Source organism: bacterium, assembly GCA_031082185.1.
Lineage (GTDB): Bacteria > Sysuimicrobiota > Sysuimicrobiia > Sysuimicrobiales > Humicultoraceae > VGFA01.
In genome coordinates this window covers 133,972-154,489 of the sequence record JAVHLI010000005.1, presented here as the reverse complement: position 1 = coordinate 154,489, position 20,518 = coordinate 133,972, and the positions used below count along the sequence as shown (strand labels likewise).

Annotated in this window: 19 protein-coding genes; all 19 read left to right on the top strand. The window is 67.3% G+C overall.

Features of this window, described 5'->3' with window-relative positions:
- Positions 1-9: 9 nt before the first annotated feature.
- The 19 genes from RDU83_06880 to RDU83_06790 all read left to right on the top strand — a co-directional run bounded on the left by RDU83_06880 (position 10) and on the right by RDU83_06790 (position 20,507).
- On the top strand, positions 10-462 hold the full coding sequence (locus RDU83_06880; protein ID MDQ7840737.1) for an arginine repressor: 453 nt from the start codon (positions 10-12) through the stop codon (positions 460-462).
- 63 nt (positions 463-525) lie between these two features.
- Positions 526-1,527, top strand: coding sequence for a PhoH family protein (locus RDU83_06875; protein ID MDQ7840736.1), 1,002 nt, complete (start codon positions 526-528; stop codon positions 1,525-1,527).
- Complete coding sequence (locus RDU83_06870; protein MDQ7840735.1) at positions 1,524-2,948, top strand: HDIG domain-containing protein; 1,425 nt, start codon at positions 1,524-1,526, stop codon at positions 2,946-2,948. Before RDU83_06875 ends, RDU83_06870 begins: the two co-directional genes overlap by 4 nt.
- Before the next feature lie 9 nt (positions 2,949-2,957).
- Positions 2,958-3,428: an rRNA maturation RNase YbeY gene (gene ybeY, locus RDU83_06865; protein MDQ7840734.1), complete on the top strand. Its 471-nt coding sequence runs from the start codon at positions 2,958-2,960 to the stop codon at positions 3,426-3,428.
- A gap of 9 nt (positions 3,429-3,437) precedes the next feature.
- Entirely contained in the window at positions 3,438-3,902 is a 465-nt protein-coding gene (locus RDU83_06860; protein MDQ7840733.1) for a diacylglycerol kinase family protein, read from the top strand.
- 62 nt (positions 3,903-3,964) lie between these two features.
- Positions 3,965-5,242, top strand: coding sequence for a hemolysin family protein (locus RDU83_06855; GenBank protein MDQ7840732.1), 1,278 nt, complete (start codon positions 3,965-3,967; stop codon positions 5,240-5,242).
- Positions 5,242-5,865, top strand: coding sequence for a DUF502 domain-containing protein (locus tag RDU83_06850; protein ID MDQ7840731.1), 624 nt, complete (start codon positions 5,242-5,244; stop codon positions 5,863-5,865). The genes RDU83_06855 and RDU83_06850 overlap by 1 nt, the downstream gene beginning before the upstream one ends.
- Complete coding sequence (locus RDU83_06845; protein MDQ7840730.1) at positions 5,862-6,299, top strand: cytidine deaminase; 438 nt, start codon at positions 5,862-5,864, stop codon at positions 6,297-6,299. The genes RDU83_06850 and RDU83_06845 overlap by 4 nt, the downstream gene beginning before the upstream one ends.
- 127 nt (positions 6,300-6,426) lie before the next feature.
- Positions 6,427-7,713 carry a CBS domain-containing protein gene (locus tag RDU83_06840; protein MDQ7840729.1) on the top strand — a complete coding sequence of 429 codons (1,287 nt, stop codon included), beginning with the start codon at positions 6,427-6,429 and terminating at the stop codon, positions 7,711-7,713.
- A 6-nt stretch (positions 7,714-7,719) separates the two neighbouring features.
- Positions 7,720-8,952 (top strand): divalent metal cation transporter, encoded by a 1,233-nt coding sequence (locus RDU83_06835; GenBank protein ID MDQ7840728.1) that lies wholly within the window; start codon positions 7,720-7,722, stop codon positions 8,950-8,952.
- 3 nt (positions 8,953-8,955) lie between these two features.
- The gene (gene recO / locus RDU83_06830) at positions 8,956-9,696 is read left to right on the top strand and encodes a DNA repair protein RecO (GenBank protein ID MDQ7840727.1); all 741 of its coding nucleotides are present in this window, start codon (positions 8,956-8,958) and stop codon (positions 9,694-9,696) included.
- Between the two features lie 40 nt (positions 9,697-9,736).
- A complete protein-coding gene (locus RDU83_06825) occupies positions 9,737-9,991 on the top strand; it encodes a hypothetical protein (GenBank protein ID MDQ7840726.1) in 255 nt (84 codons plus the stop codon).
- 170 nt (positions 9,992-10,161) lie between these two features.
- On the top strand, positions 10,162-11,055 hold the full coding sequence (locus RDU83_06820) for a glycine--tRNA ligase subunit alpha (protein ID MDQ7840725.1): 894 nt from the start codon (positions 10,162-10,164) through the stop codon (positions 11,053-11,055).
- On the top strand, positions 11,048-13,159 hold the full coding sequence (gene glyS / locus RDU83_06815) for a glycine--tRNA ligase subunit beta (GenBank protein ID MDQ7840724.1): 2,112 nt from the start codon (positions 11,048-11,050) through the stop codon (positions 13,157-13,159). The genes RDU83_06820 and glyS overlap by 8 nt, the downstream gene beginning before the upstream one ends.
- Before the next feature lie 16 nt (positions 13,160-13,175).
- The gene (gene ppdK / locus RDU83_06810) at positions 13,176-16,070 is read left to right on the top strand and encodes a pyruvate, phosphate dikinase (GenBank protein MDQ7840723.1); all 2,895 of its coding nucleotides are present in this window, start codon (positions 13,176-13,178) and stop codon (positions 16,068-16,070) included.
- Positions 16,071-16,074: 4 nt separating this feature from the next.
- Positions 16,075-17,139, top strand: coding sequence for a deoxyguanosinetriphosphate triphosphohydrolase (locus tag RDU83_06805; protein ID MDQ7840722.1), 1,065 nt, complete (start codon positions 16,075-16,077; stop codon positions 17,137-17,139).
- A 45-nt stretch (positions 17,140-17,184) separates the two neighbouring features.
- Positions 17,185-19,137, top strand: a complete 1,953-nt coding sequence (locus RDU83_06800) for a sodium-translocating pyrophosphatase (GenBank protein ID MDQ7840721.1) — start codon at positions 17,185-17,187, stop codon at positions 19,135-19,137.
- A 78-nt stretch (positions 19,138-19,215) separates the two neighbouring features.
- On the top strand, positions 19,216-19,812 hold the full coding sequence (gene raiA / locus RDU83_06795) for a ribosome-associated translation inhibitor RaiA (protein MDQ7840720.1): 597 nt from the start codon (positions 19,216-19,218) through the stop codon (positions 19,810-19,812).
- A 41-nt stretch (positions 19,813-19,853) separates the two neighbouring features.
- On the top strand, positions 19,854-20,507 hold the full coding sequence (locus tag RDU83_06790) for a hypothetical protein (GenBank protein ID MDQ7840719.1): 654 nt from the start codon (positions 19,854-19,856) through the stop codon (positions 20,505-20,507).
- The last annotated feature ends 11 nt before the right edge of the window (positions 20,508-20,518 follow it).

Here is a 20,518-nt window from a genome sequence, read left to right as displayed (position 1 = left end):
GGCCTATCTGTGCGGAAGAGGGACCGCCTCCTGCTTGAGATCGTTGCCCGCCACCCTATCAGGACTCAGTCGGGGTTGGTGACGGCGCTGCGTCGTGCCGGCGTCAAGATAACGCAGGCCACCGTTTCACGGGACATCCGGCGCCTCGGTCTGATCAAGGTCCAGACCGGCGTCCGTGGCTACCGGTACCAGGCTCCTGCGCCGGCACGCCCACCGGCCGGTGAGGCCGAGGCCAGGCTGCGCCGCGCCTTCGCCGACTACCTGGTGAACGTGGAGGAGGGCAGCGGTCTTGTGCTGGTCAAGACCACCTTCGGCAGCGCCGGCGCCGTGGCAGAGGCCATTGATGTGGCTGCCTGGCCCGAGGTCGCCGGAACCGTGGCCGGCGACAACACCATCCTGGTAGTACCGCGCCGACTTGGTCAGCGCGCCGCCCTCCTGCGCCGGCTCCGCGCGCTCAGCTGAGGCGGTTCCCTTGGGAGGAGGGCCCCTGCCGGCTGCCGAAGCTGGTCGCAACAGGAGGCCCGATTGGCGCAGCCTGGTACAAGCGAAGTCACAGTTCCCCTTCCCCACGGCACCGACATCGTGGCCGTGCTCGGGCAGCAAGACGCGCTCCTCCGGATCGTTGAGGAGGAGACCGGAGCGTCGGTTGCAATTCGCGGCGATGCGCTGGCAGTTCGCGGTTCGCCCGCCCAGGTGGATTCGGCCGTCCGGATGCTCGGACAGTTGATCGCTACCGCCAGGTCCGGGCAGGTGGTGCTCCCTTCAGATGTACGCCGTATCCTGCGCCGGGGTCAGGCCCCAGGTGCGGCCGGGGAGGTAACGCTGGGGGGCGAGACACTTGTCGTTACCGCCGGAGGCAAGCAGGTCGTCCCGCGTACGAGTGGGCAGCGGGCGTACGTCGAGGCCATGAAGCACCACGACCTAACCTTTGCAGTTGGCCCGGCAGGTACCGGCAAGACCTACCTGGCGGTAGCCATGGCGGCGGTTGCGCTGCGCGCCCGCGGCGTGCAGCGGATCGTGCTGACACGACCGGCGGTCGAGGCGGGGGAGAAGCTTGGGTTCCTGCCCGGAGACATTGCAGCCAAGGTAGATCCCTATCTGCGCCCGCTCTACGATGCCCTCTACGAGATGGTCGGGCCCGAACGGTTCGTACGGCTCAGCGAGCGCGGGGTGATCGAGGTGGCGCCCCTGGCGTTCATGCGCGGCCGGACCCTCAACGATGCCTTCATAATCCTGGACGAAGCGCAGAACACCACCCGGGAGCAGATGAAGATGTTCCTGACGCGGTTGGGGTTCGGATCCAAGGCGGTCGTCACCGGAGACATCACGCAGATTGACCTCCCACGCGATCGGGCCTCGGGCATGGTTGAGGCGCGCGAGATCTTTAAGGGGCTGCCGGGGATCGCTTTCGTCGAGCTCACCGAGGGGGACGTCGTGCGGCACGAGCTGGTCCAGACGATCGTGCGAGCCTACGAGCGGTTCGAGGCCACCCGGGCCGAGGGCCCATCCGGGGCACCGCCGTCATGAGGGCCTCCTCGCTGATCCGCCCCATGTGGATGAGGCGGGTTCTGATAGGTCTGGCGACCCTATTCTGCCTGGTCTTGATCATCGGTCTGGACTACCTCCCTGCGGGGATAGCCTGGACCGCCCTCGCCGGTGCGGCTTTAGTTGTGGGACTGGTGCTGGGCGTGACCGGGATCTATCTGTGGCAACACCAGCGCGATATCTGGGAGACCGACCGGCTCCTGGTCCTCTGGAGCCTGGTGGCGATCGGCACGCTTGGCCTCGCGCAGGTCTTCGGTGCGCCCCGCTTCAGTAACTACCTGGCTCCTGCGCCGGCAGGGGCGATGCTGCTGTCCATACTGTTGCGTCCCAGGCCGGCCCTGTTCTCGTCCGCAGCTTTCGCCGTCCTGGTTGGCCTTGCCGCCGAACAGCAGTTCCCGACGGTTGTGATTGTGTTCATCGGCGGCCTGGTCGGCGTCTTTGCCTGCCGTCGGGTCCACCACCGGTCTGATTTCGGCGCCGCCGGGCTACTCGTGGGCGCCTCCAGCGCGATCGCCGCCCTGGCCACCGGGCTGCTGGAGGGTCTGCGCATCTACCCGGCCATTGCGACCAACGCCGCCTACGCCTTTGGCAGCGGCCTGCTCGCGGCGGTCGTCACCGTTGGGGTCCTTCCCTTTCTGGAGCAGTTCTTTGGGTTGATCACCCCGATCAAGCTCCTGGAGCTGGCCAGCCCGGCGCACCCCCTGCTCCGGCGTCTCCAACTGGAGGCACCCGGGACATACCACCACAGCCTCATGGTGGCCAACATGGCCGAGGCCGCGGCCGAGGCCGTGGGTGCCGATGCGCTGCTGGCTCGCGTGGGCACCTACTACCACGACATCGGCAAGCTTCGCCGGCCGGCGTTCTTCGTAGAGAACCAGGGCGGTATAGATAATCCCCACGACAAGATGACGCCGAGCCTCTCGGCGCTCACCGTCAGCGCCCACGTCCGGGACGGGATGGACCTCGCGCGCGAGTACGGCCTTCCCCAGCCTGTGGCCGACTTCATCCCCCAACACCACGGCACCGCGCTGCTGACGTACTTCTACCACCAGGCCCTGGAACGCGGAGACCCCCTGGACGAGTTCGCGTTTCGATACGAGGGGCCCAAGCCCCAAACTTCGGAGGCGGCCGTAGTGATGCTGGCCGACGCGGCAGAGGCGGCAGTCCGGTCTCTTAACCGGCCCACCCCGGACCGGCTGGAGGACGCGGTGCGGAGGATCATCCGAGACAAGCTCGAGGACGGCCAGCTCGACGAGTGCGGCCTGACCTTTCGCGACCTGGGCCGGATCGCCGCTGCGTTCGTGCGGATCCTGGCAGGGGTGCTTCACCCGCGCTTGGAGTACCCTGATCTCGAGGGGGAACTGGCGCGGCGACGCCGCGACCGCCCGGCCAAGGCGCGCTGAGGGGGCTTGATGCGGGTCCACATCGTGGCGGCAGGCGTCCGGCACTCAATCCCCCTGAGCCTGCTTCGGGAGGCGGCTCTGTCGGCGATGAGGGCCACGCGGTGTCCCCGCAGGGCTGAGATTGAGGTCGCCCTTGTGGACGACGCCATGATCAGCCGGCTCAACCGCCGGTTTCTGGGTCACCGGGGGCCTACCGACGTGCTGGCGTTCCCGGGTGAGCCGGCCCCCTCGGCAGCGCGGACTTCCCCGGGGGAGACGGCCTCCCGCGGCCCCGTGCTGGGTGAGATCGTGATCTCGGTGGAACGGGCCCGTGCCCAGGCGCGGGACGCCGGCTGGCCGGTCCGCCGGGAGGTGGTGCTGCTGCTGGTGCACGGCCTTCTCCACCTGCGTGGCTACGACGACCACGCGGCGCGGGACGCAGGGGTGATGCGGGCGCGCGAGCGACAGATACTGGAGCGGATCTTCGGAGCAGGAGGGTAGGGTTGGAACATGCGGCACACCCTGTGGCAGAGTTTTGAGTACGCGGGCCGTGGGCTGGTGGCGGCCATGGTCTCCCAACGAACCATGAGGATTCACGTTCTCGTCGCGTGCGCGGCCTCTGCCGCGGTGATGTGGCTGGAGCTGCCGGCCTCGGATACCGCCGTTCTCATTGTGGCGATGGCCGGCGTGCTGGCCGTTGAGCTGTTGAACACGGCGGTGGAGGCGGTGGTGGATATGCACGCCGGCGGCCGGCACGATGCACTGGGCGGGCGGGCCAAGGACATGAGCGCGGCGGCGGTGCTGGTTGCTGCGGTAGGCGCCGCCCTCGTGGGCGTCGTCACTCTGGGACCGCCGGTGGCGATCGCGATCGGTATGGGCAGCGCCGATGCCCTGTTCGCCGGCCGGGTAGTTGCACTGCTTGGGGTATTGATCTGCGCGGCTCTGGCCATTTGGCAGGCCGGTTCGCGACGGTAGGTCTGTGATATAATCAAGGCGATTGGGCTGTCGCCAGGCCAAGAAGGCAGGCAAAACTCTCCTTGGACGCGTCAAGTTATGCGGGTACGCTGGCCCTTGTTGGATTCCTATTGCTGCTCCTGGCGTTCTTCTGGGGTGCGGAGACGGCGCTGTTCGCCGCCAACCGCCTGAGGCTCCGGAATCTTGAGGAGAAGGGTAACCGCGCTGCCCGCACCGCGCTCAGCCTGATCAAGCGCCCGGCCCGCATCCTGTCGGCCCTGCTGATCAGCAATAACGTCGTGAACACCGGTCTGATCGTCGTAGCGACCACGGCGTTCATTGGGCTGTTGGGGGCGGAGTACGGATCACTGGCGGCCTTCGTGTTCTCGACCTTCCTCATCCTGCTTGTGGAGATCGTCTCCAAGTCCATCGCGGCGCAGCACGCCGACGGGGTTGCACTCGCCACGGCCCGTCCCGTCACGTGGCTATCGGTGCTGCTGGCGCCCTTGATCCTCCTCATCTCTTTCGTTACGAATCTGCTGTCCAGGCTGTTTGGCGGCCGCGTGCACCCCGACGCCTCTCTGGTGACGTCTGAAGAAATTCAGATGCTCGTGCAGATCGGCGAGGAGCAGGGGGTCCTGGAGCAAGAGGAGCGGGAGATGATTCACTCGATCATCTCCTTCGGCGACACGGTGGTACGCGAGGTCATGGTTCCGCGGGTAGACATGGTGAGCATTGAAGCCGACGCGCCGGTTGACGAGTTGCTGTCCATCGTCCGGGAGCACGGACATTCGCGCATCCCTGTTTACGACGACAACTTCGACAACATCGTCGGCCTGGTGCACGTGAAGGAGCTGTTGTTGGGATTCCGCGAGGGACGCCTGGTCGGCAAGGTGCGAGACTTCATGCGCCCCGCCTACCTGGTTCATGAGACCAATCGAGTCGACGAGCTGTTCCGGGAGATGCGGCGCAAGAAGATGCACATGGCCGTTGCCGTGGACGAGTACGGCGGCACAGCAGGCCTCGTGACGATCGAAGATCTCCTGGAGGAGATCGTAGGCCCGATCCAGGACGAGTACGATTCCGAGGAGGCACCGATCAAGATCGTCAACGAGCGGGAGGCGCTGGTCGACGGGCGGGTGCACATCGAGGAGGTGAACGAGGCTCTGGGGCTTACGCTGCCGGTCGGCGAGGTGGACTCGGTCGGCGGGTTCTTGTACAGCCGGTTGGGCCACATGCCGGCGCTCGGCGACCGGGTCGCCTACGAAGGGGTCGAGCTCACGGTGGAGTGTATCGACGGCCTGCGCATTGAGAAGGTGAAGATCACCAAGGCCGGATCCCGGGCGGAGCCCGACGACTGATGCGACACCACTTTCGGAGGCACCTGGTTGCGGGACTTCTGGTGATTCTGCCGGTGGGCGTCACCGTGTTTGTCCTGCTGGCTCTCTTTCGCTTCCTCGACAACCTGCTGGGTCCGATCTTCACTTACATGGTTGGGACTCGAATCCCGGGGCTGGGCCTGGTGGCCGGGATCCTGCTGATCCTCGCGACGGGCGCACTGGCCAGCAACATCATCGGGGGCCGCGTGGTGCGGGTGTTCGATGGGTTGATGATGCGCATACCGCTGGCCAGGATCGTTTACTCGGCCACCAAGCAGATCAGTGGTGTTCTCCTCCAGCAGAAACGAGGTGCGTTCAAGCAGGCCGTGCTGGTGGAATGGCCGCGGCAGGGCCTCTACACCGTGGGGTTCGTCACGGGCGAGACGCGAGGCGAAGTGCAGCAGAAGACCGCGGAGAGGGTGATCAATGTCTTCGTGGTCACCACCCCGAACCCCACGACGGGTTTCCTCTGCCTGGTGCCCGAGAGCCAGGTCACGCCCCTGGAGATGAGCGTGGAGGACGCTCTGAAGCTCGTCATCTCTGCGGGCATTGTGGAGCCGCCCCAGGCCGAGGTCAGCCAGTTGCCGCCGGGCGGTCCCGATTGAAGCGGTCGCGCTCCGACGCTGGCTCACGGCGGACGTCGGGATCCGCACTCGAGATGCTGGTGCGCGCCGCGCGGGCGGCCCGCCGGCGCGCCTACTCGCCCTACTCGCGCTACACCGTGGGGGCCTCGGTACTGACCGCGTCCGGAGCGGTGATCTCGGGGTGCAACGTGGAGAACGCGTCGTACGGACTGTCACTGTGCGCCGAGCGCGTCGCGATCCACCGCGCCGTCGCCGAGGGGCACCGCCGGATGCGCGCGGTGGCCGTCGTCACGGACTCCCCCTCTGCCATGCCCTGCGGTGCCTGCCGGCAGGTGATGCACGAGTTTGGGATCCGGGAGGTTATCGTGGCCGGGCCCAGAGGCGCACCCCGGGCCTTCCGCCTGGACGACCTACTGAGTCTTCCCTTCGATTCCTCCCACCTCAAACCACACTAGCCGGACGGTCCGCGTTGTGAGTCGCGGCCGCCCTTCCTTGACGATCCTCTACGGCTGCCCGTATATTTAGTCAAAGGCTGAGTGGGGTGTTCCATGAGCGCAAACGAAGCAACGCAGGAGCCTCCCCTTGCATGTCACATCCATACCCTTCAGCCGGTTGCTGGGCAGGCGGGTGCAGGATGCCGACGGCTTCGTGCTGGGGCGTCTGGCAGACCTGGCCGCGGAGGTCCATCCGACACGTCCGCGCATCGTCGGCCTACTGCTTGACGCAGATCGTCCTCGCGTCGCGCTGATTCCCTGGAGCGCGGTCCGCACACTGGAACCCACGATCACGCTCGCCACCGCACGGGCCGCCCTCAGCCCGCGCCCCCTGCAGCCCGACGAGATTCCCCTGAGGGAAGCCCTGCTGGACAAGCAGGTGGTGGACACCCACGGCCTGCGGATCGTGAAGGTCAACGACCTGTTTCTCTCCCCAGGCGACGGCGAGCTTCACCTGACCGGCGTGGACGTAGGGCTGAGCGGTCTTCTACGCCGCCTGGGCGCAGAGGGCGCAGTACGGTCCATGCTGCGTAGACTTGGACGCCCGCTCGCCGACCACGTCTTGCCGTGGACCGTCGTGGCCGCGCTGGGCGGACCGGTCACACCCCTGAAGCTGCGCATCTCTAGGGAGCGGTTGGAGGCAATCCACCCGGCCGATCTGGCAGAGCTGCTGACCGAGATGGATCGGGAAGAGCGCATGGAGGTCATGTCGGCCCTGAGCCAGGAGGATGCGGCCGAGGTGCTGGAGGAGGCCGAGCCCGAGGTACAGGCCAACATCCTGCGGTCGCTGCCGGCGGAGCGGGCTTCGGATATCCTGGAGGAGATGGAGCCCGACGAGGCCGCGGACGCGCTGGCGGAGCTTCCCGCGGAGACCGCCTCAGACCTGATAGTCCGTATGGAGCCCGAAGCCGGCGCCGAGGTCACCCGGCTGCTCGCCTACCCGCCGACATCGTCTGGTGGGCGCATGACGCCCAACTTCATCGCCATACCGGACTCCTTCTCCGCGGGCCAGGCGATTGCTCACCTCCGCGAGATGGCCCCTGACGCCGAGTCGATCTACTACATGTACGTGGTTGACGCCGCCGGAAAGCTGGCGGGTGTTCTCTCGCTGAGGGGGCTGCTCATCGCTGACCCGCAGACCCCTGTGATCGAGATCGTCTCTCCCGAGGTGATAGCGGTGCGCTCGGACGAGAGCGATGAGGCGGCCGCGGCGTTGCTGATAAAGTACGATCTCCTGGCCGTACCGGTGCTGGACGCCGAGGACCGCCTCCTAGGCACCGTTCTGGTGGACGACGTCATGGATCTCCTGGCCGAGCGCCTGGGCGGGCGAATGCCGCGACGCTTGGAACGTCTCCGCAGACTGCGGCGGAGGTAGGCGGGCTTGCCCTGGCTCAGACGCCGCTGGATGGGCCTCGCGCTGTTCCTCACGGTGGCGGGCCCCGGGATAATCACCGCGGCCGTGGACAACGATGCCAACGGCATCGCCACGTACTCGACCGCCGGCGCCCATTTTGGCTACGCCCTGCTCTGGTCCCTTCCGGTCGCCTTGATCGCCCTGATCGTCATCCAGGAGATGGTGGCGCGCATGGGCGCGGTGACCGGCATGGGACTGGCCGACCTCATACGCGAGCAGTTCGGGATCCGGGCGGCCGCCGCGATCATGGGCGCGCTGTTGCTGGCCAACGTGGCCAATACGATCGGGAACTTCGCGGGCGTGGCCGGTAGCCTGGAGATCTTCCGGCTGCCGCGCATGGTGGGCGTTCCGATCGTGACGGTGGCAGTGGCCGTTCTGGTGTTGCGCGGGGGCTACCGGCTGGTTGAACGCATCTTCCTGGGCGCGTCCGCTATGTACGTGCTGTATGTCGTCTCAGCCGTGCTGGCCCGTCCGGATTGGGGCACGGCATTGCGCTCCGCGGTGGTGCCCACCTGGCGGCCCGGGCCCGAATACGTGTTCCTGCTGGTCGCGTTGATAGGTACGACCATAGCGCCGTGGATGCAGTTCTACCACCAGTCATCGGTGGTGGACAAGGGTTTGACCGCGGACGACCTTCGTCTGGAGCGCGTGGACGTGACGCTGGGAGCGCTCATCACCGCGCTGGTCGCGGGCTCGATCATCGTCGCCACCGCTGCCACGCTCTTCCCTCATGGCATCCAGGTGGAGCGGGCCGAGGACGCGGCGCGTGCCCTGGCCCCGCTGGCCGGGGAGTATGCTTCCCTCCTGTTTGCCTTGGGTCTGCTCAACGCCGCCATTTTCTCGGTTGCGATCATCCCCTTGTCCACCGCCTACGCGGTGTGCGAGGCCTTCGGTTGGGAGGCCGGTCTGGACCGTTCCTTTTCGCAGGCGCCCATATTCTACGGCCTGTTTCTCGCGGTGCTGGCCGGCAGCGCGCTCGTCGTCCTGTGGCCGGGGCTGCCCCTCGTTCCGGTAATGGTTGCGTCGCAGGCGCTCAACGGCATCCTCTTGCCGGCGGTGCTCGTGATCATCCTGCGCCTTGTCAACGACCGGCGCCTCATGGGGAGCCGGGTGAACAGCCGTGGCGCCAACCTCATAGCCGGTACGACAACGGTGCTGCTCGTCCTACTGACCGTGATGCTACTTGTGAAGAGCTTCTAAGGAATGGGGCTTTACAAGATAGAGGCCGTCGTCCTGCGCCGTCGCAACCTGGGGGAGGCGGACCGGCTCGTTACGGTTCTTTCCCGGGACCGGGGCAAGCTTGTGCTCGTGGCCAGGGGCGCGCGGCGTCCCCGCAGCCGGCTGGGCGGCCGCCTGGAGCCTCCGACGCGGTTTCGCGCGCTGGTGGCAGAAGGCCGTACGCTCGACGTGGTCTCCCAGGTGGAGGTGCTCGATGCCCATGCCGCTCTCCGGAACGATCTCGAACGCATGGGCTACGCAGCCGTGGTGCTTGAGATGGCGGACCGCGCCCTGGCGGAGAGGCACCCGCACCCCGACGTCTACGGGCTGCTGCGCGACGCCCTGACCCTGCTGGGAGGCGGCCACGAGTGCGCCGGTTTGTGGTTTGCCGCCAGGCTGCTCGCACTCACAGGCCACCGTCCCACGGTGAGTCGCTGCCCGGCCTGCGGCCAGCGTGTACGCGGCGCCGCCGCCTGGAGCAATGTGCTGGGTGGGTGCGTGCACGCCGCCTGCGGATCCGCGGATCCCCGCGCGATCCCGGTAGGGGCAGCTGCGCTGGCCCTTCTGCGGTTCCTGCTCGATGCGCAGCCGTCTGCGGTCCGCCGCCTGGTGCCCCCCTCCGTGGTGCGGTCCGCTGTGGCCGGGCTGCTATTTGGCTACGCGGAGGCGTGTTGGGAGACCCGATTGCGATCTCCCGCGGTCGTTCGAGCGCTCTCTGTGGTATAGTCAGCGTGGTTGAGCGGTTGAGTAGAGAGGAGGTACCCGCATGGACATTGATCTCGACCGGGCGCGGAAGGCAATCATAGACCTGGGCGCTGCCCTTGCCGAAGCCCGCGGCGTGGTCCAGCCCGGGGCGGCTTCCGTTGTGCGCCTCAAGACGGAGTCGGACGTGATCGAGCTGCCGATGTCGTGGGCGGTTGCGGGGTTGGTGGCGTTCGCCGCCGCCGCGGTGGTTTCGGCCCTCCCGGTTCCCTCAATTCGCCGGTGCTCCCGCGACGAGGAGCCGCTGGGTATCGGCTAGGCGCGTTGACCCGATCCAGTGCGATTGATAGAATAGCGAAGTATTCCACGCAGCCGCATCTGTACGACGGTGCGAACAGGTGCGGCTCGGGGTATCAGGCCGCCCAGGGAATCAGGGTGGAACCGCGGAGCCTCCGTCCCTGAGACGGGGCTCTCTTCTTGTGCATGCCAATGGCAAAGCGCACGCAGGCACTCAACTTCCAGGAGATGACCCTCGCTCTGGACCGGTTCTGGGCGCGGGAGGGCTGCGTGTTGGAGGAAGCGTACGACGTCGAGGTGGGCGCCGGCACGCTACATCCGGCCACGTTCCTCCGCACCCTGGGGCCCCAGCCCTGGCGCGTGGCGTATGTTCAGCCCAGCCGGCGACCTGTGGACGGACGCTACGGCGAGAACCCCAACCGGTTGTACAAGCACTACCAGTACCAGGTGATTCTCAAGCCCGCGCCCGATCGGGTGCAGGCGCTCTACCTGGCCAGCCTGGAGCGGCTGGGCCTGCGGCTGGACCATCACGACGTCCGCTTCCTCGAAGACGACTGGGAAGCTCCCACGCTGGGCGCGTGGGGTGTGGGCTGGCAGGTGTTCCTGGACGGTCAGGAGATCACCCAGTTCACCTACTTCCAGCAGATGGGAGGGCTCGATCTGGATCTCATCTCGGTCGAGTTGACCTACGGCCTGGAACGGCTGGCCATGTTCCTGCAGCGCAAGGCGTCGGTATTCGATCTGACCTGGGCTCCCGGCGTGACCTATGGGTCGCTCCGCCGCGAGGAGGAGCGGCAGCACTCGGCCTACGGATTTGAGCACGGGGATGCCACAATGCTGCGTGCCCTGTTCGAGGCGCATGAGGCCGACGCCCGCCGTCTGCTCGATATCCCGTTGGTCCTGCCGGCTTACGATGCGGTGCTCAAGTGCTCCCATCTTTTCAACCTGCTCGACGCCCGGGGCGCGGTTGGGGTGGCCCAGCGCGTCGAGCTGATGAGCCGGACGCGCGCGCTGGCCCGGGCATGCGCGTCCGTCTATCTGCGGCAGATCACGGCGGCAGACACGAAGGAGCCGAACGGTGAGTAGGCGATCCGCCGTAGCGCGGTCTTCCTCAGATCGGCTGCTCCTGGAGATCGGGACCGAGGAGCTTCCACCGGCAGCGGTGCGCCCTGCGCTGGAGCAGTTGCAGCGCGACGCGACGACCGCGCTGGCGGACGCGCGGCTGGACGCCGAACGTGTGCATACCACCGGCACGCTGCGCCGACTCGTGCTGATTGCAGACGGACTAGGTACCTTGCAGCGCGACTTGGTCGCCCAGGTGCGCGGTCCCGCGGCCAGGGTCGCCTACGATGCGGCGGGGCAGCCCACGCATGCGGCACTGGGATTTGCACGGTCCCAGGGAGTTCCGGTGGAGTCCTTACGGGTGCTAGAGGTCCAAGGCGGCCGGTACGTGGTTGCCGAGGTGCGGGAGGCGGGGCGCCAGGCAACGGATGTTCTCGGCGAGCTGTTGCCGCGCCTGGTGGCGGGCCTCTCGTTCCCCAAGACGATGCGGTGGGCGGCGCACGGTTTCCGCTTCGGCCGCCCCATTAGGTGGGTTGTTGCCCTGCTGGATGGACGGGTTATCCCGCTGGAGATCGCCGGCATCCGGGCAGGGCGGCGCACCGCCGGGCACCGTTTCCTGACACCTGGCCCACTCACCGTCCGGGAGGCGGCTGCCTACGAAGACACCGCGAGGCAGGCGTACGTTGTGCTGTCCCAGGAGGAGCGGCGCGCCCGCATAGCCGGCGGCGCCACCGCGCTGGCCGGCGCCATGGGCGGCCGGCCGGTGCTTGACCCGGCGCTCCTCGATGAGCTGGTGTGGTCCACCGAGCACCCCACCCCGGTGCTTGGGACGTTTGATCCGGCACTTGTCGCGGCGCTGCCGCCCGTCGTGGTCCTGGTGACGCTGCAGCACCATCAGAAGTGTTTCGGCATCGTGGATGGCTCGGGCGCCCTGATGCCCGCGTTCGTCACGGTTCGGGACGGTGGGAGTTCCCACCTGGACACGGTGCGCACCGGCCACGAGTGGGTGGTGCGGGCCCGGCTCCAGGACGCACGGTTCTTTCTGGAGGAAGACCGCCGGGGTGGCTTCGAGCAATGGAACGAGGCACTGGTCCGCATCGCCCACATCACGGGGCTGGGGACGATGGCCGACCATGTGGCGCGGGTGCGCCGCCTGGCCGGATGGCTGGCCGGTGCCGCCGGCATCTCGGAGCAGGACCGCCACACGTTGGATCGGGCCGCGGAGCTGTGCAAGGCCGATCTGACAACGTCCCTTGTGAGGGAGTTTCCGGAGCTACAGGGTACGATCGGAGGCATCTACGCGAAGGAGAGAGGCGAGACCGCAGGAGTCGCAGCTGCCGTTCTGGAGCACTACGGCCCCAGGGGCGCCGGCGCGGACCTGCCGCGCAGCATACCAGGGGCGCTGCTGTCGGTGGCCGACCGCGCAGTGCTGCTGGCCGGCGCCGTACTGGCCGGACTTGAACCCAGCGGATCCCAGGATCCCCACGGCCTCCGTCGGGCCGCGGCCGGGGTTACGGCCGTCCTCCGGGAAGGGGGCCTGACGATCTCCCTTCGACAGTTGTTCGACCAGGCCGCCCTGATGTTCAACGCGCCGGATGAGGCCCGCGCCCAAGCCGTGGAAACCTGCCTAAGAATCGTGCGACAGCGGCTCCAGGGCATGCTGGTCGACGATGGCATCGCCTACGATACGATCAACGCGGTGGCCGCGGTGGGTGCCGATGACGTTCCCGATCTCGTCGCCCGCGCGCGCTCTCTGCACGAGTTCCGCTCGCTACCCGCGATGTCGCTTCTTGCGACGGGCTACCTGAGGGTTCACCGCATCCTGATTCAAGCGGGCACGGGGGTTCCGAGGGAGTTCCGGGAGGAGCTGCTCGCGGAGCCGGCGGAGATCGAGCTCCACCGTGCGTGGTGCCGGGCCCATCCCAGGTTGACGGAGGCCGCGGACTCCAGGCACTACTCGCTGGCCCTGGAGGAGATCGCGGCCATGGCAGACTCAATAGACGGTTTCTTCGACAAGGTGCTCGTGAACGCGCCCGATCCGGTGCTCCGCGAGAACCGCCTGGCCCTGTTGGAAATGGTGTCCGGCAGTTTCAAGAGGATCGCCGACTTCAGTGTGCTCGTGATCTAGAAGGGAGTGAGAGTAGATGGCAGCAGCAAGAAAGGCCGCGGCCGCCGAGTTGCGGTGGACGCAGCTCTTCGAGGAAGGCGACGCTTCGATGCGCGAGTTGTTGGGCGGCAAGGGGGCCGGGCTGGCCGAGATGTGCCGCGTGGGCCTGCCGGTGCCCCCCGGATTCACCATCAACACGAAGGCCTGCGTGCAGTACATGCGGACGGGGCGGAAGATTCCTGCCGGGTTGCTGGACGAGGTGTGGGCGCGGATGCGCGCCATCGAGGAGAAGGTGGGCAAACGCTTCGGAGATTCCGCCAACCCGCTGCTGGTTTCGGTGCGGTCGGGCGCGGTCTTCAGCATGCCCGGGATGATGGACACGGTACTCAACCTGGGCCTGAACGACCGAACCCTCGAGGGTTTGGTCCAACAGACGGGTAACGAGCGCTTCGTCCGCGATGCCTACCGCCGGTTGATCCAGATGTTTGGGAAGACCGTCCTGGGCATCCCCGGGGAGAAGTTTGAGCACATCATCCAGCGCGTCAAGGCGCGCAGGCGGGTAGTTGAGGACACCGACCTGGGTGCGGACGACCTCCGCGGAATCGCCGACGATTTCCGTCGCCTGATCAAGACCGAGCGGGGCACCGAGTTCCCGCAGAACCCGCGCGAGCAACTCCGGATGGCGATCCTGGCGGTGTTCAACTCCTGGCAGGGCAAGCGGGCTGTTGACTACCGCAACTTCCACGGGATCGCCCACGACTTGGGCACCGCCGTGAACGTGCAGGTCATGGTTTTTGGCAACATGGGGTTAGACTCCGGGACCGGCGTGGCGTTCACCCGCAACCCGGCAACCGGCGAGCGCGGCGTGTTCGGCGAGTACCTGATAAACGCGCAGGGCGAGGACGTGGTCGCAGGCATACGCAACCCCAAGCCGATTGCAGAACTGGCCAAGGATCTTCCGAAGGCCTACGAGGAGTTCCTGGGCGTCTGCGAGATGCTCGAGCGGCACTACAGGGAAGTGCAAGACTTGGAATTTACGATCGAGCGCGGCCGCCTGTGGATACTGCAGACGCGGAGCGGCAAGCGGACGGCGCAGGCCGCGGTTAAGATCGCCGTGGAGATGGCGGGGGAGGGGCTCATCTCAAAAGAGGAGGCGCTGCTGCGCGTTGAGCCCGGCCAGATTGACATGCTGCTCCATCCTCGGTTCGATCCGCGCGCCAAAGAGGCAGCGGCGGCAAGCGGCCGGCTCCTTGCACGCGGCCTGAACGCCTCTCCAGGCGCGGCCGTGGGCATGGCGGTTTTCGATGCGGACACCGCCGAGGAGTGGGGGAAGTCCGGCAGGCCCGTTATCCTGATCAGGCCCGAGACCAACCCTGACGATGTGCACGGGATGCTCAGCGCCAAGGGGATCCTGACGAGCCGCGGCGGCGCCACTAGCCATGCGGCGGTGGTCGCGCGCGGGCTCGGCCTGCCGTGCGTGGCAGGCTGCGATGCGCTCCGAGTTGACGTCGAGGCCCGCCATCTCTCGGTGGACGGAAGGAAGATCCGCCAGGGCGAGCACGTCTCGATTGACGGCGGCACCGGCGAGGTGTTCTCAGGGGAGCTGCCGACCATAGAGCCCCGGCTTGAAGATCAAGCCGAGCTCATTGAGCTGCTGTCCTGGGCGGATGAGGCCCGCCGCCTGGGCGTCTGGGCGAACGCCGACTACCCGCGCGACGCGGTTCGCGCCCGCGGCTTTGGCGCGGAGGGAATCGGGCTATGCCGGACAGAGCACATGTTCTTCGAGGAGGACCGCCTGCCTACCGTGCGCCAGATGATCCTGAACGCCGGGGAGGCCCAGGCGCTTCTGGACAGGCACCGGGCCGCGGAGCGGGCGGCGGCCGACCGGCCCGAGGACAAGAAGCTCAAGGCCGACGTTAAGGCGGCAGAGCGGGCACTACGGGCTTCCCAGGCGGCCCGCCTGTACAAAGCCGCGCTGTCCACGCTCCTGAAGCTGCAGCGTCGGGACTTCGAGGGGCTGTTCCGGGCAATGGACGGCCTGCCGGTGATCGTGCGGCTCATTGACCCTCCGCTGCACGAGTTCCTACCATCGCACGACTCGCTGCTGGAAGAGACGAGCGCGTTGCGCGCTCGGATCGAGGCCCTGGAGGGCGTTCGCCGGTGGCGGCCCATGAAGGGCCAGCCCTCGCTGGGCACGATGCGCGCCGCGCTGCGCCGCAAGGAGACGCAGCTCCAGGCCGTGAACGCGATGCGAGAGGCCAACCCGATGCTGGGGCTGCGCGGGATCCGGTTGGGGCTAACCTATCCGGCGATCATCGCGATGCAGGTCAGGGCGATCATGGAGGCGGCCTGCCGCGTGACCAAGCGTGGTGTTGTCGCGGTACCGGAGATAATGATCCCGCTGGTCAGTCACGTCAACGAGTTGCGCGAGACGCACCGCGAGCTGTTGGAGGTGGTTCGCGACGTGTTTGAGCGCGAGGGCGTCAAGGTTGTCTACAAGTTCGGGACGATGATCGAGCTGCCGCGGGCCTGTTTCGTGGCCGGCGAGATCGCGCAGCACGCCGAGTTCTTCTCGTTCGGCACGAACGACCTCACGCAGACCATCTTCGGCATTTCCCGTGACGACGCCGAGGGCAAGTTCCTGCTGCAGTTCGTGGAGAAGGGAATTCTGCCGAAGAACCCGTTCCAGACGATTGACCGCGCCGGTGTGGGCGAGGCGATGAAGATGGCCGTGGCAGGCGGGCGCGCCAAGAACCCTGGGCTGGAGATCGGAATCTGCGGCGAGCATGGTGGGGATCCCGAGTCGATCGAGTTCTGCCACGCATTGGGGCTCAACTACGTGAGCTGCTCGCCGTACCGTGTGCCCGTGGCCAGGCTGGCCGCAGCCCGGGCCGCCCTGCGGGATCGCATGCAGGCGGCAAGGGACGTCTAGAAACGTGCGCGGGCGCGAAGAGACCGAGAGGTGGGAGGCCGCGGCCTTGCAGCCGCGCGCCTCCCGCGCGGCGGAGTCGCGCGGGAGGGCCGAGCCCGAGCCCGATGACCCGCTGCGGACCGCCTTCCAGCGCGACCGCGATCGGATCGTGCACGCCAAGGCCTTTCGCCGCCTCATGCACAAGACCCAGGTGTTCCTGGCGCCTGAGGGCGATCACTACCGCACGCGGCTCACGCACACGCTGGAGGTGGCGCAGATTGCGCGAACGATTGCCCGGGTCCTGCGCCTCAACGAGGACCTGACCGAGGCGATCGCGCTGGCGCACGACCTGGGCCACCCTCCGTTCGGTCATGCCGGTGAGGCGGCCCTGAACGAGGCGATGGCGCCGTGGGGTGGGTTTCGTCACGACCAGCAGAGCCTGCGCGTCGTGGACCGCCTCGAGTACCGCAACCGGGCCGACGGCGCCACCGTGGCCGGGCTGAACCTGACCTGGGAGGTTCGGGACGGGATCGCCTGCCACTCCAAAGGTCTCCGTGACCTGGAGGCCGTGGGAGAAGGCGCGGAGGGACCAGCCACGCAGGAGGGCCGGCTCGTCCGGGCGGCCGACCGCTTGGCCTATCTGCACCACGACACCGACGACGCTATCCGGGCAGGGATGATACGGGAGGCCGACATACCGCGTGAGATCACCGCGGTCCTGGGCGAGCCTCGTGCGCGTTGGCTGGACGCGATCGTTCATGACGTCGTGGCGGTGGCATCCAGCACCGATGCGGTTGACCTGTCTGCTCCGATGCGCGAGGCCCTGAACGGGCTCAAGGACTTCCTGGCGGAAAGGGTTTACCACAGCGCTCCATCCAGGATGGAGGCCGTACGGGGCCGGCGCATGCTCCGCCTCCTGTTCGACTACTTCACGGCTCATCCTGGAGAGATCCCCGGCGATCCGATGGGCAATGGATCCGCGGAATCCCCTCACAGGGCCGCCTGCGACTTCGTGGCCGGCATGACCGATCGGTACGCGGTCCGCACCTTCGCCGGGCTCTTCATGGTGGCGGGGATTGACGGCGGTTAGGACTTCGGGTTGCACACAGAAACCCGCTGGTTGGGGGAGGCAGTGATGGAGCTACTGTGGTGGGGGCCGATAGCAGGGGTTGTGGCGCTGATCTACGCCGCGGTTTTGGCGCACCGGGTGAGGGCACACGATCCCGGCACGCCCGAGATGCAGGCCATCTCCGGTGCTATTCGCGACGGGGCGATGGCATTCTTGGCGCGGGAGTACCGGGCCATTGCGCTCTTCGTGGCTGTGCTGTTCGCTGTTCTGGCATCGGGCCTGGTGCCGGGGATTGCGCTTCGGACCGCGGTGGCATTCCTCCTGGGCGCAGGGTGCTCGGTGTCCGCCGGGTACTTCGGCATGCGCGTGGCTACCCTGGCGAACACGCGCACCGCCCAGGCGGCGCGGTCAGGCTTGGCCCCTGCGGTTGCGGTGGCGTTCCCCGGCGGCGCCGTGATGGGGATGACGGTAGTGGGGCTGGGATTGCTGGGGGTAGGCGTTCTCTACCTGCTCTTCCGCGATGCCAACCAAGTTATCGGTTTCTCGCTCGGTGCGTCGTCCGTTGCGCTGTTCGCGCGCGTGGGCGGCGGCATCTACACCAAGGGCGCCGACGTGGGAGCGGACCTGGTCGGCAAGGTAGAGGTAGGCATCCCGGAGGACGATCCGCGCAACCCCGCGGTTATCGCGGACGCGGTGGGCGACAACGTCGGGGACGTGGCCGGCATGGGCGCGGACCTGTTCGAGTCCTACGTGGGCACCGTAATCGCGGCCATTGCAATTGGGTTCGTGCAGCTGAAGGAGCCTGGGGCCCTGACCGCGGTGTTGCTGGCCTGCGCGGGCATCGCGGCCTCGATCGTCGGGACGTTCTTCGTGCGTGGGGCCGATCCGCAGCGGGCGCTGCGCCGCGGGATGCTGGCCAGCGCCGCGGTCATGGTCGGTGCCGCCTTCTTGGTCGTGCGGGCGACGCTGGGGGATCTGAGCTACTTCTGGGCGGTTGCCATGGGGCTGGCGTCCGGCGTCGTGATAGGGCAGGTGGCGGAGTACTACACCTCGGGCCGCGAGGTCAGGAACCTGGCCGCTTCAGCCGTGTCCGGTCCGGCCCCGCTGATCATCGAGGGCACCGCGCAGGGAATGCTGAGCACGGTGCTGCCGCTGGTGGTGATCGCGCTTTCCACCATTTTCGCCTTCCATCTTGCGGGTTTTTACGGCATAGCGCTGGCGGCAGTCGGCATGCTATCGATAACCGGCATGACGGTGTCCGTGGACGCGTACGGGCCCATTGCCGACAACGCCGCGGGTATCGCCGAGATGAGCCACCTGGGACCCGAGGTGCGGCAGGTGGCCGACTCACTGGACGCGGCGGGGAACACGACCGCAGCCATAGCCAAGGGGTTCGCCATCGGTTCCGCCGCGCTTACGGCGCTGGTACTGTTCTTCTTCTACCGCCAGGCGGTGGGCATTCAGACGATTGACTTGATGAGCCCCGAGGTGCTCGCCGGCCTTCTCCTCGGCGGCGCAGTCCCGTTCCTGTTTGCGGCGCTGGCGATGCGGGCGGTGGGCCGAACCGCACAGACGATGGTCGGCGAAGTCCGCCGGCAGTTCCGCAGCATCAAGGGACTGATGGAGGGGGAGGCAAGGCCTGACTATGCCCGATGCGTGGACATCGCCACCCAAGGCGCGCTCAGGGAGATGGTTATCCCTGGGCTGCTGGCGGTCCTGATCCCGATCGCCGTGGGTGTGCTCCTGAGCAAGGAAGCCCTCGGCGGGCTGCTGGGGGGCGCCATCGTGACCGGGGTGCCGCTTGCGCTCTACCTGGCCAACTCGGGTGGGGCATGGGACAATGCGAAGAAGCACATCGAGGCCGGGCACCACGGCGGCAAGGGGAGTGATCCGCACAAGGCCGCCGTCATAGGCGACACGGTGGGGGACCCGTTCAAGGACACCGCGGGGCCGGCCTTGAACATCCTGATTAAGTTGATGACGGTGGTTGCCCTGGTATTTGCTCCTCTGTTCCGCTAGTGGGAGCGTACGGGAGGAGGGTGCGGAGCCGCCGAAGAAGCATCGGGTATTCCTAGGAAACCCGACAGGAGGCGAGTCATGGCTGAGCGCAAGCGGACCGGGGAGATGCCGGTTCGCGTCCAGGGGAAGCACATCGCCGTGACGGACGCGCTGCGGGCGTATGCCGAGCAGAAGCTCGCGAAGCTGCCGCGGTACTTCGATCGAGTCCAGGATGCGCAGGTAGTGCTGAGCGTAGCCCGCGACAGGACCAGGGGGCGCGCGCAGGTGGTCGAGGTGACGGTGTGGTGCGACGGGCTGGTGCTTCGCGCCGAGGAAACCACCGAAGACATGTACACCTCGATTGACCGCGCCGTGGACAAGTTAGAGAGGCAGATCGAGAAGTATCGCAGCCGGATCACCGAGAAGCGGAGACTTGACGAGTCGCGCCGGCGGCGCCGAGCTCAGAAATCCGCGGAGTCGGTGCTGGAGGCCCAGGGAACGGAAGTTCCCGCGGAACCACAGATCGTGCGTGTCAAGAGGTTCGCGATGAAGCCGATGACGCCCGATGAGGCCGTGCTCCAGATGGAGCTGTTGGGGCACTTGTTCTTCGTCTTCCGTCACGCCGGGACGCAGGACATCAACGTGTTGTACAAGCGCCGCGACGGCGACTACGGGTTGATTGAGCCCGAAGCTTAGCCGCGGCTCGTTCCTGACCAGCCGGACGCCGGAGGTGCCCAGTGGCCCGTGAACTCGGTCGTACCGAAGCGGATCAGGCAGAGGAGATCATACGCCGCCTCCGGGGGGTCGTGGCGGCGAGGGTAGTGCCGACGCCTGAGGGCCAGATTGACGTGATCCACGTTCTGGGGCAGGCGGACCGCAGCCCCAAGCTGATCGCGCTGGACGTCGTCTCCGCTCTGGCGGCCGAGATGGGTGCTTCACTGGAACCTCGCCAGGTCCGGGTTGCGGCGATGCGGCCGGAGGAGAACACCTCGGCGGTACCCCAGGCGCGGCTCAAGTTCGTGGGTCTCTCGCAGAGCATTATTCGGGACTGCGCGGAGATTAGGGTGCACCTTGAGGACCGCGGGATGCTCTACGAGGGGACCGCGGCAGGGCCCAACGTCTCCCGGCACCGCTTGGGCCTCGTGGCGCAGGCGACGTTGCGTGCGGTCGAGGTCTTCCTGAGGGCTCAGGGGATGCTGGTCTTCGAGGGCGCGGCGGTGCTACCGGTGGCTGAGCAAGAGGTGGCTGTGGTCACCGTCACCCTGGCAGGGACCGATCACGAGATCCTGGCGGGCGCGTCGGTCGTGCGCGACGATCCCCGTGAGGCGGTCGTGCGCGCGGTGCTGTCCGCGGTGAACCGTCCCATTTCCTGGTTGGCCGCCCACCGCTAGAGCTCAGGCGC